Origin of the sequence: Pseudomonas sp. NPDC077186, from assembly GCF_044543505.1 — a bacterium.
Lineage (GTDB): Bacteria > Pseudomonadota > Gammaproteobacteria > Pseudomonadales > Pseudomonadaceae > Aquipseudomonas.
This window is the reverse complement of record NZ_JBITWE010000001.1, coordinates 23,873-41,744: the sequence shown is the minus strand read 5'-3', so window position 1 is coordinate 41,744 and position 17,872 is coordinate 23,873. Positions and strand designations below refer to the sequence as shown.

Sequence of the window (17,872 nt, the reverse complement as noted above, 5' to 3'; positions counted from 1 at the left end):
GCTCTCGGTGGCTTGTGCCGCGCCCGGGAGCGGACGCGGCGTAGGGTGGTCAGTCGCGGTTGGCGACTTCCCAGGTCTTGAGCTCGAAACCCTCGGCGGCCGCCTCGGCGGCAGTCAGCCTGGGCGGTCGGGAGAGGATCTTGCGCGCGGCCATATGGTCGCCCGGCCGGTTGCAGGACTCCACCGCGACCAACTGGTCGTCACGGAAGCACAGCACTGAGAGCTGTTGGGCTTCTGGCGAGCCGAGGGTGACGGTGCTGTCGTAACCGGTGGAAAGCCCGGCGATCTGTAGCTTGAGGTTGCCCTGGTCGGTCCAGAACCAGGGCAGCGCCCCATAGGAGGCCGGCTTACCGAGCAGCCGAGCGGCCACGTTGCGTGCCTGGTCGGCGGCGTTCTGCACGGACTCCAGGCGGGTCGGCCGCTCGCCATTCTGCAGGCAGGGAAAGCAGGCGACGTCGCCGAGAGCGGAGATGTGCGGATCGGAGGTCAGCAGATTGGTGTCTACGCGGATGCCGTTCTCGATGGTCAGGCCCGCTTCGCTGGCCAGTTGGGTGTTGGGGATCACGCCGATACCGAACACCACCAGGTCGGCTGGCAGCTTGCGTCCATCCGAGGTTTCCACACCGCTGACCTTGCCATCGCGGCCTTCGATGCGGGTTAGGCCCTGGCGGAAGTCGAATTTCACTCCCCAGGCCTCGTGAGCCTGGCGAAACAGTTGGGACATCTCCGTCGAAACGGCGCGCGCCATCGGCCGATCGCCGAGTTCCAGCACATGCACGCTGGCACCCAGTTCGGCGGCTACCGCGGCGAATTCCAGGCCGATAAAACCGGCGCCAACCACCACCACGTTGCGTATCTCCCTCACCAGCGGGGCGAGGGCGTCGGCATCCAGCTTGGTCTTGACGCCGAACACGCCTTGCAGTTCGGCACCGGGCACCGGTAGCGGACGGTTGTGCGCGCCAGTGGCCAGTACCAGGTGGTCGTAGGCGACCGCCTCACCAGAGGCGAGCAGGACGCGGCGGTTCTGCCGATCAATGGCCGTTGCCTGATCATGTACGAGGTCGATGCGCTGGGCAGTGAAGAAGTCGGCTGGCCGGAACAGCAGGGCGTTCTCGTTGATCTTGCCGAGCAGGTAGGCCTTGGACAGCGGCGGTCGCTGGTAGGGCAGGCCGGGCTCGTCGCCGATCAAGGTGATGCTGCCGTTGTATCCCTCCTGGCGGAGCGAGGCCGCTACCTGGAAACCGGCCTGGCCGGCACCGACTATGACTACTGAGGCGAGTGACATGGGGACCTCTTCTTAGAATTGTGACGCGGGCAGGCGCAGCACCAGGCCGTCGAGCTCTTCGGTCATGAACACCTGGCAGGTCAGGCGGCTGTTTTCGCGGCGCTCGAAGGCGCAGTCGAGCATGTCGTTTTCGGTGCTGTCCAAGGCTGGGAGGCGGGTCAGCCAGGCCTCGTCGACGTAGGCGTGACAGGTGGCGCAGGCGCAGGCCCCGCCGCAGTCGGCGGGGATGCCGGGCACCGAGGCGAAGGTGGCGGCCTGCATGACGGATTGGCCAACGTCAGCGGATACCTTGTGTGCGGTGCCATCGTGCTCGATGAAAGTCAGTGTGGGCATGGTCTTCTCCTGGAGTATTCGGGTCAGGGGTGGGCCGCTATCGGTGTCGGTTCGAAGCGCGGGACGCGGCCCAGGGTCAGCAAGAGCAGGGGGCCGATCAGGCTGCAGGCAATGGCGTAGATGAGCATGGGTGAGTAGGAGCCGGTGCGGCTGAGCATGAAGGCGAAGAGCAGCGGGGCGAGAGCGGAGGCCACCGTATTCAGGCCTTGATGCACGCCGAACAGTCGCCCGTATTCGCGTAACCCGAAGTAGCGGGCGACCAGGAAGGCGGCGATGTCGAATTCGGCTCCGGCACCGAAGCCGACCAGGATAGCCGCCAGCAGCAGTGGAGCGAATTCAACGGTGCCGCCGAGGTAGATCAGGCAGCCGATGGCCGGCAGGGCCAGGCTGACGGCTGATACCACCGGTGGCCACATGCGATCAAGCAGGTAACCGATGAGCAGGCGGCCGAAGATCAGGGCGATACCGAAGCCGCTGAAAATCAGGTTGGCCTCGCTGGCCGATAGCCCCTTGCTCTGCAGCATGGGCACTGTGCTGGTGACCATGCCGATGATCGAGGAAATCACCAGGGCCAGCGCCAGGTTGCATGTCCAGAACTTGCTCGAGCGCATGCCTTCGCGAAAGCTCATGCCGGGCAGGTCCTGCAGTTCCTTGCCGTGTCCCTGGGCGGCTTTGTCGCCATTGCCGGAAATCCTGAACCACAGCAGGGTCAGTGGCAGCAGGACCAACAGATTTAGCAGGGCGAGAATGACGAAGGCGGCGCGCCAGTCCCATTGTTCGATACCCCAGGACATCAGTTGCGGAATGGTGGCGGCGGTCAGCCCAGTTCCGGAGAGGCCGATCGCCAGAGCCAGGCCACGATTGCGGTCATACCAGAGACTGAGCAATTGGGTCCAGGTCACGGCGAGTGCACCCATGCCGACCAGGGGAAGGATGGCGAAGGCCAGGTACAGCGACCAGACCGAGCCCTGCAACTGGGTGGTGGCCAAGTAGCCTAGCGACAGCATTATCAGCGAGGCCACCGTCATGCGTTTCATGCCGAAGCGCAGGTTGAACCAGCCAACCAGTTGCAGGGAGATCACCGCGCCGCCGAACAGGAAGGAGATGGCCACCTGCTGTTCGCTCTTGCTCCAGCCAAAGGCCTGTTCCAGCGGCAGGACCAGAGTGCCGAAGCCATAGAGCAGCGACGCATTGATACTGACGGCGATGCCGACGACGGAGAGCAGCAGGACTCTCCAGCCTTGCCGGAATTCGCTGAGATCGATCGCCGCTTCGTTTTTGGAAGAAGGCATGGTCTGGCGTCCTTTATTGAATTTATTCGGCCAAGCACCGTAAGGGGGGGCTGATTTTTTCGATTCGAATTCCGATAATAGAATCGAATGCTGTATAGAGAATATTGCGGGGTGGATGGTCTGTCTAGTCATGCCATGCCGTTACAGAACAACAAGAGGTCGATACCCATGCCATTCCTGAGAAATCTATCCATCGGCGCCAAGCTCCTGGTGCTCCCTACGCTGTTCGTGCTCGCGCTGCTAATCATCTCGGCGGTGGCCTACCGGGGGCTGGCCACGCAACAGGCGGTACTTGAGGAGATCGACCACTTGCGCTTCCAGCAGTACAGGACGGTGCTCGAGACCTCCACTGCTTCCCAGGCAGCGATGGTCGGCGCTTATGCCACGGGCGCGCGCATTCTCGAATCCAATGGCGAGGCGTTCTCCGAGGAGCTGGAGGCCTACCTCGAGGATATGCAGGCTAGCATCGATGACATGCGTGCCGGATTGGACAAGCTGGCTCGCGAGACGCGCCTGGGCGAGGACGAAAAGATCCTCGTGCGGGCAGTGGAAGATCAGGCTGGCGTGTTCAGTGAGGGGCTGGCTGATTTCAAGCGCGCTGCGCTGGAGGATCAGTTGCAGGCTGCCTCGCTGCTGGGGCGGGTACGCGCTGAGTACTACGGTCTGCAGGGTCAGTTCAATCGCCTGCTTGGCCTGCAGGCGGAGTTGACCGCCAGCGCCTTCGCCGAAGCCGGTGGCATGGTGCGGCAGGTGTCGCAGATCCTTGTCGGCGTGCTGCTGGCAGCCATCGTCCTGGCGTTGCTGGTTAGTCTGCTGTTGCGTGGTCAGATCGTCCGCTCCATCCGTGAAATCGAGCAAGCGTCGATAAGATTGCGTGACGGGGACCTGACCCAGCGTGTGCGGGTCATCGGCCGCGATGAGGTAGCCCATACGGCGCAGGCTTTCAATGAACTAATCGACAGCTTCCAGCAGGCCATGCGGCAGGTCGCCAATGTGGCAGCGTCGGTCAGTGCCTCGGCCGAGGAGTTGGTGGGAACCTCGACCAGGGTGGCCGAGAGCTCCACGGCCCAGGCCGGGGCGGTGGGTGAGGTGTCGATGACGATCGAGCAGATGAGTGCGGGCATTGCGTCGATATCCAGGCACGCGGAGAGCCTGCGAAGTTCCGCGGAGGCAAGCCTGCGTGGTTCGGAGGACGGGCATCTGGCGCTGTCGCGCCTGCTCGAGAAGATCGACAGCGTGCGTCATGCATTTTCCGCTATTCGCGGTTCGGTGGGGGATTTCGTCGAGAGCACCACGGCGATTACTACCAGCATCACCCAAGTCAAAGACTTGTCCGCGCAGACCAACCTGCTGGCGCTCAATGCGGCGATCGAAGCTGCGCGTGCCGGCGAGAGTGGGCGAGGCTTCAGTGTGGTGGCCGACGAGGTGCGCAATCTGGCGCAGCGTTCGGCGTTGGCAGCCAATTCGATCAATGCGCTCACCGTGAGGCTGGAGAGCCAGTCCGAAGTGGTCGACGAGGCCCTGCGTGCGGGGACAGTGGCATTGGACGACAGCGGTAGGCTGCTGAGCGAACTGGAGAGCACTTTGCAGCAGGCGGCGGAGCTGGTTGGCGACTCCACGCGCGGAGTCGATCAGATCGCCGACGCGGTGAGGGTGCAGAGCGAGGGAGGGCAGGATATCGCGTTGAACGTAGATCGAATCGCGCGCATGGCTGGTGAGGGAGATGCGATCACGCACCGGGTTTCCAGTGCCGTTGTGGCCCTGCGCGAGTTGTCCGAAGAGCTGAATCTGGCGATGAGCCGCTTCCGCTTCGAGACGTGAGGACAGCTGCACGCCGACCGTTCATCGCAGGGAGGTGGTGCTTGATCTGCTTGTTTATATACAAAAATGTATTTTATGTACATTTATTTCTTGATTTTCCTGTTTTTTCGTCTTTTTTGAATCAGTTGATCTGGCTGAAATTTTTACCATATGCCTGATTTATAATGGTTTTTACTAATGATCTGGATAGGTTGAACACGGGTTGTTTACAAGTTTGATAAAAGTGTTCATTATTTTCCTTGCCTGCCTACATGAGGAGAACCAAGATGAGTTCGGATAAACCGCGGTTCGAGGTCGTGGTCGACCGCAGTCGGTGCTGTGGCTATGGTCTTTGCGCCGCTATCTGCCCCAGTGTCTACAAATTGGATGCCGATGGCCTGGTGTACGTGGATAGCAAGGTTGTTCCCCCGGAGTTAGAAGACGAGGCGCGTGAAGGCGCCGAGGCTTGTCCGGCCGAGGCAATCTGGCTCGAAGATCTCAAACCAGACAGCGAATGATTGGTGTTGTCGTTGCCGTATGAGCGTGAATAAGAACAAGAAATGGAGGGTGCTATGAGTGGGCGTCTGGACGGTAAGGTGGCGTTGATCACGGGAACCGGGGGGGGGCAGGGCAGGGTGGCGGCATTGCGCTTCGCCCGCGAGGGCGCCATTGTTGTGGGTTGCGACTTCAATGCTGCGGCTCATGAAGAAACCGTTGCCTTGCTGCGGTCGGAAGGGCTGAACCTGTATGGCCAGGCCCCGGTTGACCTGGGTGACCACGAACAGGCTCGGGCCTGGGTCGAGATGGCTGCCGCCGAACATGGGGGCATCGATATCCTCTACAACAATGCCTCGGCCGCACGTTTCGGCAAGGTCAATGAGTTTTCCATCGAAGACTGGCACTACACCATCCGCAACGAAATCGACCTGTTGTTCTACACCACTAAATATGCGTGGGATCACCTGGCCGAGCGCCGCGGGGTGATCATCAACGTGTCATCCACTGCCGCCTGGGGGGGCTCTAAGGTGGCGGGCATCGCCGCCCATGCCGCAGCTAAAGGGGCGGTGGTTTCCTTCACCCGCCAGTTGGCGGTGGAAGGTGCGCCACTTGGCATCCGCGCCGTCAGCCTCAGCCCTGGCTTCGTGGCCACCCCCGGTACCGAAGCGTTCCTGAAGAATCCCGAGGTCCGCGCCGCTCTGCTCGACGGCGTACTGATGGACCGTCCGGGTGAGCCCGAGGAAGTGGTGGCCCTGGCGCTGTTCCTGGCCTCCAGCGAGGCGTCCTTCGTCACGGGCGCCGATTTCGTTATCGATGGTGGCCTGCTGGCCATTTAGTTTCATGCGGCCGCAGCAGTCGGCCGCGCGTCCAAACGACATGCGAACAATAAGGTGAAGTCATGGATATCATCGGCATCGGTTATATGGGGTTCGAGACCGCGAATCTCGATGCGTGGCGCGAGTACGGCCCACAGGTAATGGGCTTCGGTATCGGCAAGTCGCCGGAGAGCGACCCGCAATCGCTGTATTTTCGCATCGACGACCGTCGCCACCGTTTCGCTTTCCACCCCGGCAAGGTTGATCGCCTGGCCTACATCGGCTGGGAGGCGGTCGGGCGCATGGCGTTTGAGGACGGTTTGAGGAAGCTAGAAGCAGCCGGCGTCGAGTTCACCCGTGGCGACGCCGCTTTTTGCGAGTTGCGTGGGGTGCGGGAAGTGGTGCGTTTCCGCGATCCGGTGGGCTACCAATACGAGCTGTTCTACGGTCAGAAGTGGACGCCACGCTCGTTCATTCCCGGGCGGCTGCATTCCGGTTTCCTGGCCGACGAGCGTGGCGCCGGGCACGTGGTGCTGATCACACCGGAATACACCCCGGAACTGGAGAGTTTCCTGCTCGATGTGATGGGCTTCCATTGGTACGGCGCGGGTGCCGGCAAGGGGCGTACCGGCTTCTTCCGCGCCAAGCTGAACAACCACACCAGCCATGACATTGCCTATGGTCACGGCCCGGGGCGCATGGGCGTACAGCACGTCGGTCTGTTCGTGCGCAATGTGCGCGATGTCGGCGAAACCTACGACATCGTGCGCAAGCGTGAGCTGCCGATGATGATGACCCTCGGTCAGCACAGCCAAGATCCGCACCTGTCCTTCTATCATTTCACCCCATCCGGCTTTGCCTTCGAGACCATCGCTGAGATCGAGTCCTGGCAGGGTGACCCCTACGAACTCAACCCCGAGAGCCTGAGTCTGTGGGGCCACGAGATCGTCGGGCCGATCCTCGGGCCGAGTGTGCGCACCCCCGAGGAAGTGCTGGACGCCGAGTACCTGGCCGCCAAGAAGCGCTGAACGTGCGTCTGGCAAGGGTCGAGTCGGGTGGCGAGGCGTTTTGGGCGCTGCTCGACCCGGACCTTCAGCGCCTGCGTCGCATCCGCGAGCCGTTCTCCGTCTGGGCGCCGGCCTTGGGGCGGGGGCGAGCAATCCGTCTTGGGCCCGATGAGGCGCGTCTGGAACTGTCGGCTTGCCGCCTGCTGCCACCTCTGCAGCCGGGCGCGCGTGTCTTCGGCGTAGGGCTGAATTACCGTAGCCACCTGGAGCGCCTGGGAAGTTCACCTCCGGCTCATCCGCTTGCCTACTTGAAGCCGGATTCCGCTCTGGTCGGTGCGCACGATGAAATCGTCTATCCGGCCCTGACCGAGCAACTCGACTATGAGGTCGAGTTGGTCGCCATGGTCGCCCGGCAGCTGGGTGATGAGCCCCGGGCCAGCGCCTGCTTGCTTGGCTATACAGTCGGCAACGATATAAGCGCGCGGGACGCGGGGCGGCGCATAGCCCGCCTCGATCTGCTGACCCAGAAGGCGATGGACCGCACCACGCCGGTCGGTCCCTGGATCGTTACCCTCGACGAACTGGGTGGCCCCGGGCAGCCGGAGCTGGATATGAGGCTGAGCGTGAATGGTGAATTACGCCAGCAGGACAACAGTCGCCAGATGATCTTTCCCATCGACGAGCTGCTCAACTACCTCGATGCCCGCATCAGCCTGCGTCCGGGCGATCTGGTGTTCACTGGCTCGACCCACGGGGTGGGGCTGGAGGATGGCCGCTTCCTGGCACCGGGCGATCTGGTTGAGGCGCATGTCGAGGGGCTCGGTACTCTATGCAATCGCATTGGTGCCCAGCGCGTCCTGAACTCCGCGCGTGGTGTCGGGCGGCTGGGATGGCCCGCAGGCGAATGAGCATGCACAGGCAAACCTCTTCCGCCCCAGCGGAGTCGCTGACAGCTTCGGAGCAGGTCTCATTCTGGGCACCACTGCGCCATCGGCTGTTCGTCGGGCTATGGCTAGCCTGCGCCATCGCCAATCTGGCGATCTGGATGCAGACGGTGGGCGCGGCCTGGATCATGACCCAGCTGACGGCGTCGCCTCTAATGGTTTCCCTGGTGCAGACGGCAATCACTCTGCCGGTCTTTCTATTCGGCCTGCCGGGCGGGGTGCTGGCCGACCGGATGGATCCGCGGCGCCTGCTGCTGGTCACCCAGTCGGCCATGCTGGTCGCCTCCGCAGTGCTTTGCCTGCTGGCTTGGAGCAACCTGCTGCAGGCCTGGTCACTGTTGTTGTTCACCTTCATCCTGGGCAGCGGCAGCGCCCTGGGCATGGCGGCCTGGATGACTACGCTGGTCGGCGTCCTCCCCCGTGAGCAGGTCCCTGCGGCGGTATCCCTCTGCGGCATTTCCATCAATGCCACCCGCGCCCTTGGGCCTGCCCTGGCTGGCGCTTTGATCGCCTGGTGGAGTACTGCGTCGGTATTTCTGGCTATCACCCTGTGTATGGGCGTGGTGATCGTCTTCATCTGCGTGCGCCTGCCGGCCAGTGCGCGAGCAGAAGGCTTGCCACCGGAAACCTTGACCGGCGGTATGCGTAGCGGCCTGCGCTACATTCGTCACTCGGCTGTGCTGTCCAGCGCGCTCAAGCAGGTATTTGTCTTTACCAGTTGCGCCAGCGCGCTTTGGGCGCTGTTGCCGCTCGTGGCCAAGGATGAGCTGGACATGCATGCCGGCGGTTACGGTCTGCTGATGGCTTTCATGGGGGCTGGCGCGGTGCTGGCTGCGCTCGGTCTGACTAGCGTTTATCACCGTTTCTCTCTGCGCCGGCTAATAGTCGTTGGCGCAGCTGCCTTCGCTGCGGCAACTCTGGCGGCGGCGTTGTCGGACAGCCAGGCGGTGATATGCGCCATGCTGGTGCTGGCCGGCATGGGCTGGATGGCGGTAAACGCCACCATCTCCACCGTAGTGCAGACCTACGCGGCGAACTGGGTGCGCGCCCGGGTCGCCTCGGTGTATCTGCTGGTTCTGATGGGCTCGATGGCTCTGGGGGGCGCCCTGTGGGGTGTCCTGGCGCAGTACCTGGGGTTGGGCAATAGCTTGCTACTGTCGGCGTCGAGCATCCTGCTCGGGTTGCTGCTGACACGTCGCGGTGAGATCGTCATGGGGCGGGAGGCGGATTTTGCCGACGCGCAGCAGACCGACAAGCTGGTGCTGGCAGCAGAGGTGGCCCATGACGACGGCCCCGTCTGTATAGAAGTCAGTTATCGGGTGGTGGCTGCCGAGCGTGACGCTTTTCTGCGCGCGGTCTATGCCATCGGCCAGACACGGCGGCGTAATGGCGCGCGCAACTGGCGCCTGTACCGTGATGTGGAGGAGACCGATCACTATATCGAGCGCTTCATCGTCGAGTCGTGGTTGGATTACCTACGCCAGCGCGGGAGGATGACTCAGAACGATGAAGCTCAGGAGTTGGCTTTGGTGCGATTCCGCGATGAGCGACGGGAGATTAAGCGATATATCTACCAAACCCCGGCGGAGCAAATTTGAGCTGTTTTAGTCTCTATATTAAATTTCGCGGACTTTGTTGTTCTCGGTATAGAATTACAGCGTCAAACCAACCGAGAAAATGCGCATGGATACTCCAGAGGCCGTGGAAGTCAGCGGTGACCGCAAGGCAATGGGGGCGGTCACTGTAAAGCCGGTCGCCAATGCGATCCGCATCCTTCGTCATTTGAGTCAGAGCGGAGCGCCGGAGCGCTCGGTGGATATCGCCCGGCGGCTGTCGATCAATCCCAGCACCTGTTTCAACATCCTACGCACCCTGGTAATGGAGGATGTCGTCGATTTCAATCCGATGTCAAAGCGCTATTCGGCGGGGCTGGGGCTGGCTCGTTTAGTCGGACAGTTGGTCACCCAGGGGCAGCGAGTACAGTTGGTCAAGCCGCTGCTGCAGGAATTTGCGGCACGTATGCGGGTTACCATTACCCTGTGGCGGCGTATGGGGGCGGATCGTATCGTGATCGTCAGCTCAGCGGCCAGCCCTGCCGATGTCCGCATCGATATGGCCGAAGGACAGCGTTTTCCAATGCAAATGGGGGCCAGCGGACGGTTGTTCTCAACACAACTGGACCTCGACACCCCGGAGTTCGAGGCCATCTACGAGCGGATTCGCTGGGCACGCCCACTACCCATAGAAACCTACCGCGAGGAAGTGCGCCTGGCTGCGGAGAGGGGCTGGGCGATGGACGATGGTTATTTCTCGGTCGGCATCCTGGCCGTCGCAGCGCCAGTCTATTCCCCCGAAGGGTCGATCGATTTCACCGTTTCCGCCGTGATGTTTCGCGGCCAGCGCGATGATGACGGGATCAAGGAGCTGGCTGGCGCGCTCACCGAGTTCTGCTCCGAGCTGGCCGACGTCCTGTTCTGACGCCGGCCAGGCATGGCTTATTCGCGGACCAGCAGCAGGCTGCCGCCCAGTGGTCCGCCGCCTGCGGCAACCACGGATACACGATTCTCCGTGGTCTGACGCCCTTCGGCGCGTCCCCATAGCTGCAGGCATGCCTCGTGGACGTAGCCCAGGCCGTGGGTGCGCCCGCCGGATAACTGGCCGCCGTTCGTGTTGATCGGCAGCCGACCGTTCAGGGCGATGCGCTGGCCGCCTTCGACAAAGGCACCGCTCTCGCCCACCGGGCACAGGCCCAGTGCCTCCAGCCAGATCATGGTGAGGATCGAGAAGCCGTCGTAGAGCTGTGCCGAGTCGACGTCGTCCGGGGTGTAGTCGGTGCGTTGCCACATCATCCGGCCAACATCGAAGGCCGCCATCTCTGTTAGGGATATCTGATCCCAGGACCAGGGCTGGTTCAACGCGGCGCCTATCGCCTCGATGCGTATCGGCGCATGACGGCCATCGCGTGCGGCATCGCGGCGCGACAGGACGATGGCGGTGGAGGCATCGCAATGCACGTCGCAGTCGAACATGCGCAGCGGCGTGGAAATCATCCGTGACTGCATGTAGTCGTCCAATGACATGGGGGTGCGGTAGATGGCCTTGGGGTTGCGCATGGCGTTCTGCCGGCAGGTCAGTGCGATCTGCGCTAGCTGTTCGGGCCGGGTGCCGTATTCGTGGAAATGACGCTGAGCGTATAGCGCCATCAGATTGATGCCGGAAAGCACATTGAAGGGCGTGAACCACTGCCAGGCATAGCTGCTGTCGCGTCCCTGGGTCTTGTTGCTCAGGGCGCCGGCCTGCTTGTTGTGCAGACGCGCCGAGGCTTCGGTGATGGTGCGGAAAACCAGGACGTGCCGGCACAGGCCGGCGGCGATAGCCATGGCGCCATTAATCATGCCGGCCAGTGGGCCGGGGCCCTCATAGCCGGCGCCGAACCAGTTGAGGTTCAGTCCCAGGGCACTTTTCAGGGCGCTGGGGCCGACCGGCGAGAAGGGGTCGCCATTGTTGTTGTCCCCTGGCCAGCAGGCCACGCCATCGATGTCCTGGCGCTCCAGGCCGGCGTCGGCGATGGCTTCCAGGCAGGCATCAAGGGTCAGGCGCATGGCCGACTTGCTGGATGGCCGCGCCACCTCGGACTGGCCGATGCCGGTGATGGCGACATCTTTCTCGTAGTGCTCAATCATCATTGATCCTTTTCGAACAGAGGCAGCCATACATCCTCGACGTTCAGGAAGCTGACCCGTACCGGCATGTCGATATGCACCTGCTGTGGATCCATGCCAACAACATTGCTTAGGAAACGCAGACCCTCCTGCTCGGCCAGCTCGACGATAGCAACCACGTAGGGCACTTCCAGGTCGTTGTTCCACGGCTGATAGTTGAGGGTGTAGCTAAGCACCTTGCCCTTTCCGGAAACCGCGCACGGCGCCACATCGAGGCTCGCGCAGCGTGGGCAGATCGGGCCGGGCGGGTGGAAGAAGCGCGTGCAATCGCTGCACTTGTGGATCTGCAGTTGGCCGTGCTCGCCGCCCTGCCAGAAGGTACGGTTGTCGGCGTTGAGGGCGGGCAGTTTTCTGGACATTCGCGGAACCTGCAGGGGCACTGGCTTGGGATGCCAATGACTTTAACAATTGTACATATTTTTGAAAAGTGTCATATATTGTTTGGCGAGGCGGGCGCATACAGCCAGTCTCGCGCTAAACAACAAGAGGATTTCTTTGCCATGTCCCGGCCTTTGCAAGACAAGATAATCATAGTCACCGGCGGTTTCGGCGCTCTGGGTAGCGCCGTGGGCCGCCTGCTGCTGGAGCGCGGCGCGCAGGTCGCCCTGCTCGACCGCGCCGAGGTGCCCGCCAGCCTGGGCGAAGCTCCGGGCCTGCTGTCGCTGGGGGGCGTCGACCTGACCTCCACCGACTCGGCACAGGCGGCCGTGGCTAAGGTGGCTGAACGTTTCGGGCGGATCGACGGGCTGGTCAACGTGGCTGGCGGCTTCGCCTGGGAGACCCTGGAGGGAGGGAGCCTGGAAACCTGGGACCGCCTGTACCAGATCAACCTGCGCACCGCGCTGGTGAGCAGCCAGGCAGCTCTGGCCCACCTGCTCGATGCGCCATCCGGGCGCATCGTCAACGTCGGCGCACTGGCGTCGCTAAAGGCTGGGCTGGGCATGGGCGCTTATGCTGCCTCCAAATCCGGCGTGGCGCGCCTTACCGAAGCTTTGGCCGAGGAGCTGAAGGATCGTGGCGTCACCGTCAACGCCGTGCTGCCGAGCATCATCGACACCCAGGCGAACCGTGCCGACATGCCGGATGCCGATGCAAGCCGCTGGGTCACTCCGGAGGCCCTGGCGAAGGTGATCGCCTTCCTGCTGTCGGACGAAGCCACGCCTATAACTGGCGCCTGCCTGCCCGTGGGTGGCCGGGTATGACGTCCGCTTTCCCCAGCTGGCACTCGACGGGAGTACAGGAAGCATGAGATTGGTCACCTATACCGATGGCAGTGGCTTCGAGCGTGCCGGGGCGCTGCTGGAGAACGACCAGATCGTCCTCGACCTGCAGGCCGCCTGCCGGGAGCTGCAAGGGCGCGAGCGAGCCGAGCTGGCCAGCGTACTGGCGCTGGTTGAGGCCGGCGACGACGGCCTAGCCCTGGCCCGCTCGTTGGTGGCGCGGGTGCCTGTCCAGGCAGTACGTGAGCGCGCCCTGGTGAAACTGCGCGCGCCGATCCAGCCGCCGCCGCAGATGCGCGACTGCTCCTGCTTCGAGCTGCACCTGCGGCAGAGCTTCGCCGCCGCACGGCGCGCCCGGGCGCTACGTACACCGGACCCGGAAGCGACCCTCAAGGCAATGAATACCCGCGCTGATGAGCGGGTCATTGAGACCTTCAACCGCCAACCCATCTACTACAAGTGCAACCGTTTCGCGGTCATCGGCATCGACGACGACTTCCAGTGGCCTAGTTTCAGCAAGGCGCTGGACTTCGAGCTGGAGTTCGGCTGCTACATCGGCAGGCGCGGCAAGGACATCAGTCGCGAGGCGGCTCGTTCGCACATCGTCGGCTACACCATCTTCAACGACATGAGCGCGCGCGATGCCCAGGCGGCCGAGATGCCCGGCATGCTCGGCCCAGCCAAGAGCAAGGACTTCGATACGGCGAACATCATGGGGCCCTGTTTGGTGACTGCCGACGAGCTGGGCGACCCCTACGATCTGAACATGGTCGCGCGGGTTAACGGCGAGGAGTGGGGGCGGGGCAACACCCGCGAGATGCGCTGGGCCTTCGAAGATGTGATCGCCCACATCTCGCGTTCGGAAACGCTCTATCCCGGCGAATTCCTTGGTTCCGGCACGGTGGGCAACGGTTGTGGCCTTGAGCAGCTGCGCTACTTGCAGCCTGGCGACCTGGTCGAGCTGGAGGTGGACGGCATCGGAGTGCTACGCACCCGAGTCGGTAGCGCCGGGCAAGTTGTTACCTGATGTGCCCGAGTAACCTGCTCCGGACACGGGAAGCCAGCTGCATCGGGCATGCCCGGGGTGGGGAAGGAAGAATCACCCAGTTTTTATGCGGTGATTTCTATGTACATTTTTATGAAAAGTGTCTTATATTTCGCTTCGGCTCAATATTCGCCGTAGTGCCCTGAACAGGAGGCAATCATGCTAACAAGAACAAGCCCTGTATTGTCCGACGGAACCAAGGTTTCCGACCTCATCTATCCCGATACCCGTGAAGTGCAGATGCGCGTGCTGTCGGACCGTGAGATCTACGAGCTGGAGATGGAAAAAATCTTCGGCAAAATCTGGGTGTTCCTCGGGCACGAGTCCGAGATTCCCAATTCCGGCGACTTCGTGGTTCGCGACATGGGGTCGGATTCGGTGATCGTCGCCCGTGGCAAGGGCGGCGAGGTCTACGTGAACCTCAACGTCTGCCCGCACCGTGGCATGCGTATCAGCACAGCCGACTGCGGCAATACACAGATCCATAAGTGCATCTACCATGGCTGGGCCTTCCGTCCCAACGGCGATTTCATCGGTTCGCCGGTCGAGCGCGAGTGTATGCACGGCAAGATGCTGCCGAAGGAGGAGCTGGGGCTGAAGAAAGCCCGGGTGACGCTCTACGGCGGTCTGATCTTCGCTACCTGGAATGTCGATGGCCCGTCCTTCGACGAATTCCTCGGCGATGCCAAGTGGTACTACGACATGCTGTTCTGCCGCTCCGACAAGGGAATGGAAGTGCTCGGCCCGCCGCAGCGCTTCATCGTCAACGCTAACTGGAAGACCGCCGGTGAGCAGTCCGCCGCCGATGGTTTCCACACCCTGACCCTACACCGCTGGTTGGGCGAGGTCGGCAACTATGCGAAGAAGGGCGAAGGCGAAGGCGAGGGCGCCGATCTCAGCCCCGAGATGATCGGCGTGGAAATCAGTTCGCCGCACGGCCATGCCCTGCGCTGCATCGACCTGGCGCGTAAGATCAAGCGCCTGACCGGCCTTGATCCCGCGGAGCTGTCCGTGCAGGAGAAGCTGGATGCGCTACCGCCTGCCGGCATGACCCGCGACATGGTCGAGCAGCTTTATCGCAACCTGAGCGAGGAGCAGCTTGAGGTACTGACCAGTATGCCGCCTCAGGTGGGCGGGATGTTCCCGAACATTCTCTTCGGTTTTGTCTATATTCCCCAGCCGGACGGTGGCGTGGTCGGTTCCATGACCATGCATGCCTATGTGCCCCAGGGGCCGGACAAGCTTGAATTCGTCAACTGGATCTTCGCCGAGAAGGATGCGCCGGCCGAGTTGCGCGAGAAGATGCTCAAACAGACCATCCAGCTGTTCGGCACCTCAGGTATGGTCGAGCAGGATGACTCGGACACCTGGCCACATATGACGTTGGCCGCTAAGGGGGCGATGGGCCGCCAGATGACCCTGAAGTACCAGGCCTGCTATGAGACCGGCGCTCCCGAAGGTTGGCCGGGGCCGGGTATCGTCAACGAGGGTTTCACCAAGGACGACACCCAGTGGCATTGGTGGCAGTACTGGCACGAGCTGATGACGGCGGAAGACTGATTGTCGCTCCAGGCACAACAACAACTTCAGGAGTTACTTATGGCCCAAGTACAAGAACGTGGCGCCGACCAGATCCAGCCTGGGTCGCCGGTCGGCATCAAGCGTGTCCCGGTCGGTTCCGATGTCTATAACCAGGTGGTGACCTTCCTTTACGAGGAGGCAACTCTGCTGGACCAGATTCGCCTGCAGGAGTGGGCCGCGCGCCTAGCAACCGACCTGGTCTATACCGTTCCGCTGCGGCATACCCGCCTGCAATCCGAGCTGTCCACCACCATCGTGCGTAGCGTGCAGCACTATCATGACGACTACCGCTCGATCATGGGGCGGATCCTGCGTCTTTCTGGCAAGAGCGCCTGGGCGGAAGATCCGCCTTCGCGTACTCGTCGCCTGGTGACCAACGTCTTCGTCGAGGAGACCGAGAAAACCGACGAGTTTGTGGTAACCAGCTATCTGCTGCTGACCCGCAACCGCTTCAAGGACCATCATGTCGATATCATCAGTGGCGAGCGCCGGGATGTGTTGCGCCTGACTGACGACGGCTTCAAGCTTGCGCGCCGCGAGGTCATCCTCGACCAGGCCGTGCTGGGCACGCCGAACCTCGCAGTGTTCCTCTGAAAGCCTTGGCCTGTCCCTTCGTCAGGAGGGACGGGCGTTCTCTTTCCCAGCCAACCAGTTCTGGTCGTCCATACACAGCGCTACCGTCGTAGCGCTGAAGTCCCAGGTGGACCCCTTGATCCGCAGCGCTTGCGTGGCTCGTGTCGGCTGCTGGCTGTAGCAGCGGCCGGTGCTGGAGGCGTGAATCTGAGTGTCGAGGTTGTTCATGCGGCCCAGTGAGATTAGGGTGCAGCGGCGTAGCAGCAGCGCGGCTTCCGCTTCCTCTTCGGACAGCTGGTTGAGCGCCCAGCGAGCCATTCCCTCACGCAGGTTGACCCCGCAGTAGGGTGGAGGTCCCTCGATGGTTGAACCATGCACTTCCCAATTAAGCAGGGGGGTGCCGTCGCGCCGCAGAACCGGCTTGGTGCGTTTGTCGATGCGGTCTGGAACCTGGATGTCATAACGACGCTGCGTCGTTCCTCGCGCCGCGTTGGCGATGGCCAGGCCTGCCAGGTCGAGCAGATGCGTGCATTGGTGTTGGGCATCGGTCTGCCGGGTCACCGAATGGGCGATCTGGCTGAGCGGCATGCCGATCAGCTTCTGCAGTTGCTCGGCAGCCTGTGGGCAGGCGGAGTAGGGGTAGCGTACGGCCTCGCCACCGATCTCGCTCACGATACCATCGCGGTGGCGCAGCCAGACGCGGAAGTGATGGAAGTCGTCCTCCAGAGTCGCGCGTACTTCCCTTCTGGCATCTTGCCCCGCCGAAACGATTTCCACCCGGCGCCGGAACATACTGATCATCGTGTTTTTCCTTGTGCTGTTTTCACTGATGCTTGACGCTGTGGATTGAAGTATATTTGAACACTATATGTAGAATTGTTCACCAAAAAACAAGAAGGAATTCACTATGAAGCTGTTGCAAGAGCAGGTGGCACTGATCACCGGCGCCGGCGGTGGTATCGGACGAGGAGTGGCGTTGAGTTTTGCCAAGGCGGGTGCCGCGGTGCTGGTCGCCGAGCTCGACGAGGCCAGCGGCAAGTCTGTGGAGCAGGAGTTGCAGGCGTTGGGAGCGCGCGCCCTGTTTGTCAAGACCGACGTGACCCGCAAGGCGGATATCGAGGAGGCCATCCAGCTGGCGGTAGAGCAGTTCGGCGGCCTGGATATTCTGGTCAACAATGCCTTCGCTCCCACGCCCAACGTGTTGCTGGAGGATAAGACCGACGAGATGCTGGCCCGCACTCTGGATTCCACCCTATGGGCTGCCTGGTGGTCGATGAAGGCTGCTCTGCCGCATATGCGCGCGCGCGGTGCCGGCAAGATCATCAACTTCTATTCGATCGATACCGAGGTCGGCGCCTGGCTGCACGGCGATTACAACGCGGCCAAGTCGGGGGTCGTCGGTCTGACCCGCAGCGCTGCATCGGAGTGGGGGCGCTTCAATGTCCGGGTGAACGCCATCGCTCCGACCGCGATGGGGGCGACGTTCCACAAACTGGCAGCGGAGAATCCGGGGTTCGCCGAGCGCTCCGCGGCCATGCGTCCGTTGGGGCGCTGCGGTGAGCCGGAGGATGATATCGGACCGGTGGTGGTATTTCTGGCCTCGGACATGTCGCGTTTCGTTACCGGTGAGACCATTCATGTCGATGGCGGGCTGCACTTGCCAGGCTACAACTCCCGCCCGGCGGACGTGCCGGTTCGCGAATACTGACAGGGCGAAGGCGCGGCTGGCGCCGCGCCTTCGCCCGATGGGTAGCCTG

18 protein-coding genes are annotated in these 17,872 nt (G+C 62.4%); 12 read left to right on the top strand and 6 right to left on the bottom strand.

The annotated features are described in order from the left end of the window. Positions 1–49: 49 nt before the first annotated feature. The 3 genes from ACIGKL_RS00215 to ACIGKL_RS00205 are packed head-to-tail and all read right to left on the bottom strand — an operon-like array spanning position 50 to position 2,910. Complete coding sequence (locus tag ACIGKL_RS00215) at positions 50–1,285, bottom strand: NAD(P)/FAD-dependent oxidoreductase (protein ID WP_195881796.1); 1,236 nt, start codon at positions 1,283–1,285, stop codon at positions 50–52. 12 nt (positions 1,286–1,297) lie between these two features. Further along, a complete protein-coding gene (locus ACIGKL_RS00210) occupies positions 1,298–1,618 on the bottom strand; it encodes a 2Fe-2S iron-sulfur cluster-binding protein (protein WP_003244758.1) in 321 nt (106 codons plus the stop codon). A gap of 23 nt (positions 1,619–1,641) precedes the next feature. Continuing rightward, positions 1,642–2,910 carry an MFS transporter gene (locus ACIGKL_RS00205; RefSeq protein WP_003244761.1) on the bottom strand — a complete coding sequence of 423 codons (1,269 nt, stop codon included), beginning with the start codon at positions 2,908–2,910 and terminating at the stop codon, positions 1,642–1,644. Between the two features lie 168 nt (positions 2,911–3,078). Here ACIGKL_RS00205 and ACIGKL_RS00200 point away from each other — a divergent pair, with 168 nt between their 5' ends. The 7 genes from ACIGKL_RS00200 to ACIGKL_RS00170 all read left to right on the top strand — a co-directional run bounded on the left by ACIGKL_RS00200 (position 3,079) and on the right by ACIGKL_RS00170 (position 10,452). Further along, on the top strand, positions 3,079–4,731 hold the full coding sequence (locus ACIGKL_RS00200; RefSeq protein WP_195881797.1) for a methyl-accepting chemotaxis protein: 1,653 nt from the start codon (positions 3,079–3,081) through the stop codon (positions 4,729–4,731). Between the two features lie 266 nt (positions 4,732–4,997). Beyond that, a complete protein-coding gene (locus ACIGKL_RS00195; RefSeq protein WP_195881798.1) occupies positions 4,998–5,228 on the top strand; it encodes a ferredoxin in 231 nt (76 codons plus the stop codon). 54 nt (positions 5,229–5,282) lie between these two features. Further along, a complete protein-coding gene (locus ACIGKL_RS00190; protein WP_397484777.1) occupies positions 5,283–6,044 on the top strand; it encodes an SDR family NAD(P)-dependent oxidoreductase in 762 nt (253 codons plus the stop codon). 62 nt (positions 6,045–6,106) lie between these two features. Then, the gene (locus tag ACIGKL_RS00185; protein ID WP_003244768.1) at positions 6,107–7,051 is read left to right on the top strand and encodes a 2,3-dihydroxybiphenyl 1,2-dioxygenase; all 945 of its coding nucleotides are present in this window, start codon (positions 6,107–6,109) and stop codon (positions 7,049–7,051) included. A gap of 2 nt (positions 7,052–7,053) precedes the next feature. Further along, the gene (locus ACIGKL_RS00180; protein WP_195881800.1) at positions 7,054–7,938 is read left to right on the top strand and encodes a fumarylacetoacetate hydrolase family protein; all 885 of its coding nucleotides are present in this window, start codon (positions 7,054–7,056) and stop codon (positions 7,936–7,938) included. Next, positions 7,935–9,572, top strand: a complete 1,638-nt coding sequence (locus ACIGKL_RS00175) for an MFS transporter (RefSeq protein ID WP_195881801.1) — start codon at positions 7,935–7,937, stop codon at positions 9,570–9,572. The genes ACIGKL_RS00180 and ACIGKL_RS00175 overlap by 4 nt, the downstream gene beginning before the upstream one ends. An 85-nt stretch (positions 9,573–9,657) precedes the next feature. After that, positions 9,658–10,452, top strand: coding sequence for an IclR family transcriptional regulator (locus ACIGKL_RS00170; RefSeq protein WP_003244773.1), 795 nt, complete (start codon positions 9,658–9,660; stop codon positions 10,450–10,452). A 17-nt stretch (positions 10,453–10,469) separates the two neighbouring features. Here the strand turns inward: ACIGKL_RS00170 and ACIGKL_RS00165 are convergent, their stop codons facing one another. Next, complete coding sequence (locus ACIGKL_RS00165; protein ID WP_036987198.1) at positions 10,470–11,657, bottom strand: thiolase family protein; 1,188 nt, start codon at positions 11,655–11,657, stop codon at positions 10,470–10,472. Next, complete coding sequence (locus ACIGKL_RS00160) at positions 11,657–12,055, bottom strand: Zn-ribbon domain-containing OB-fold protein (RefSeq protein WP_003244776.1); 399 nt, start codon at positions 12,053–12,055, stop codon at positions 11,657–11,659. The genes ACIGKL_RS00165 and ACIGKL_RS00160 overlap by 1 nt, the downstream gene beginning before the upstream one ends. 141 nt (positions 12,056–12,196) lie before the next feature. On the opposite strand from ACIGKL_RS00160, the gene ACIGKL_RS00155 reads away from it, so the two are divergent. From ACIGKL_RS00155 to ACIGKL_RS00140, 4 genes are all read left to right on the top strand, one after another. Further along, complete coding sequence (locus tag ACIGKL_RS00155) at positions 12,197–12,898, top strand: SDR family NAD(P)-dependent oxidoreductase (protein WP_003244777.1); 702 nt, start codon at positions 12,197–12,199, stop codon at positions 12,896–12,898. A gap of 43 nt (positions 12,899–12,941) precedes the next feature. Then, the gene (locus ACIGKL_RS00150) at positions 12,942–13,943 is read left to right on the top strand and encodes a fumarylacetoacetate hydrolase family protein (RefSeq protein WP_195881802.1); all 1,002 of its coding nucleotides are present in this window, start codon (positions 12,942–12,944) and stop codon (positions 13,941–13,943) included. A gap of 177 nt (positions 13,944–14,120) precedes the next feature. Further along, positions 14,121–15,521 (top strand): aromatic ring-hydroxylating dioxygenase subunit alpha, encoded by a 1,401-nt coding sequence (locus ACIGKL_RS00145; protein WP_036987200.1) that lies wholly within the window; start codon positions 14,121–14,123, stop codon positions 15,519–15,521. Between the two features lie 39 nt (positions 15,522–15,560). Continuing rightward, positions 15,561–16,136: an aromatic-ring-hydroxylating dioxygenase subunit beta gene (locus tag ACIGKL_RS00140; RefSeq protein ID WP_003244783.1), complete on the top strand. Its 576-nt coding sequence runs from the start codon at positions 15,561–15,563 to the stop codon at positions 16,134–16,136. A gap of 21 nt (positions 16,137–16,157) precedes the next feature. On the opposite strand, the gene ACIGKL_RS00135 is transcribed toward ACIGKL_RS00140, so the two are convergent. Continuing rightward, positions 16,158–16,916 (bottom strand): DUF2889 domain-containing protein, encoded by a 759-nt coding sequence (locus ACIGKL_RS00135; protein WP_195881803.1) that lies wholly within the window; start codon positions 16,914–16,916, stop codon positions 16,158–16,160. Positions 16,917–17,022: 106 nt separating this feature from the next. On the opposite strand from ACIGKL_RS00135, the gene ACIGKL_RS00130 reads away from it, so the two are divergent. After that, positions 17,023–17,823, top strand: coding sequence for an SDR family NAD(P)-dependent oxidoreductase (locus tag ACIGKL_RS00130; RefSeq protein ID WP_003244786.1), 801 nt, complete (start codon positions 17,023–17,025; stop codon positions 17,821–17,823). The last annotated feature ends 49 nt before the right edge of the window (positions 17,824–17,872 follow it).

What these genes read in the sequence shown, in the direction of transcription:
- ACIGKL_RS00215 (WP_195881796.1), bottom strand. Translation starts at nt 1,285, where the DNA reads ATGTCACTCGCCTCAGTAGTCATAGTCGGTGCCGGCCAGGCCGGTTTC.
- ACIGKL_RS00210 (WP_003244758.1), bottom strand. Translation starts at nt 1,618, where the DNA reads ATGCCCACACTGACTTTCATCGAGCACGATGGCACCGCACACAAGGTA.
- ACIGKL_RS00205 (WP_003244761.1), bottom strand. Translation starts at nt 2,910, where the DNA reads ATGCCTTCTTCCAAAAACGAAGCGGCGATCGATCTCAGCGAATTCCGG.
- ACIGKL_RS00200 (WP_195881797.1), top strand. Translation starts at nt 3,079, where the DNA reads ATGCCATTCCTGAGAAATCTATCCATCGGCGCCAAGCTCCTGGTGCTC.
- ACIGKL_RS00195 (WP_195881798.1), top strand. Translation starts at nt 4,998, where the DNA reads ATGAGTTCGGATAAACCGCGGTTCGAGGTCGTGGTCGACCGCAGTCGG.
- ACIGKL_RS00190 (WP_397484777.1), top strand. Translation starts at nt 5,283, where the DNA reads ATGAGTGGGCGTCTGGACGGTAAGGTGGCGTTGATCACGGGAACCGGG.
- ACIGKL_RS00185 (WP_003244768.1), top strand. Translation starts at nt 6,107, where the DNA reads ATGGATATCATCGGCATCGGTTATATGGGGTTCGAGACCGCGAATCTC.
- ACIGKL_RS00175 (WP_195881801.1), top strand. Translation starts at nt 7,935, where the DNA reads ATGAGCATGCACAGGCAAACCTCTTCCGCCCCAGCGGAGTCGCTGACA.
- ACIGKL_RS00170 (WP_003244773.1), top strand. Translation starts at nt 9,658, where the DNA reads ATGGATACTCCAGAGGCCGTGGAAGTCAGCGGTGACCGCAAGGCAATG.
- ACIGKL_RS00165 (WP_036987198.1), bottom strand. Translation starts at nt 11,657, where the DNA reads ATGATTGAGCACTACGAGAAAGATGTCGCCATCACCGGCATCGGCCAG.
- ACIGKL_RS00160 (WP_003244776.1), bottom strand. Translation starts at nt 12,055, where the DNA reads ATGTCCAGAAAACTGCCCGCCCTCAACGCCGACAACCGTACCTTCTGG.
- ACIGKL_RS00155 (WP_003244777.1), top strand. Translation starts at nt 12,197, where the DNA reads ATGTCCCGGCCTTTGCAAGACAAGATAATCATAGTCACCGGCGGTTTC.
- ACIGKL_RS00150 (WP_195881802.1), top strand. Translation starts at nt 12,942, where the DNA reads ATGAGATTGGTCACCTATACCGATGGCAGTGGCTTCGAGCGTGCCGGG.
- ACIGKL_RS00145 (WP_036987200.1), top strand. Translation starts at nt 14,121, where the DNA reads ATGCTAACAAGAACAAGCCCTGTATTGTCCGACGGAACCAAGGTTTCC.
- ACIGKL_RS00140 (WP_003244783.1), top strand. Translation starts at nt 15,561, where the DNA reads ATGGCCCAAGTACAAGAACGTGGCGCCGACCAGATCCAGCCTGGGTCG.
- ACIGKL_RS00135 (WP_195881803.1), bottom strand. Translation starts at nt 16,916, where the DNA reads ATGATCAGTATGTTCCGGCGCCGGGTGGAAATCGTTTCGGCGGGGCAA.
- ACIGKL_RS00130 (WP_003244786.1), top strand. Translation starts at nt 17,023, where the DNA reads ATGAAGCTGTTGCAAGAGCAGGTGGCACTGATCACCGGCGCCGGCGGT.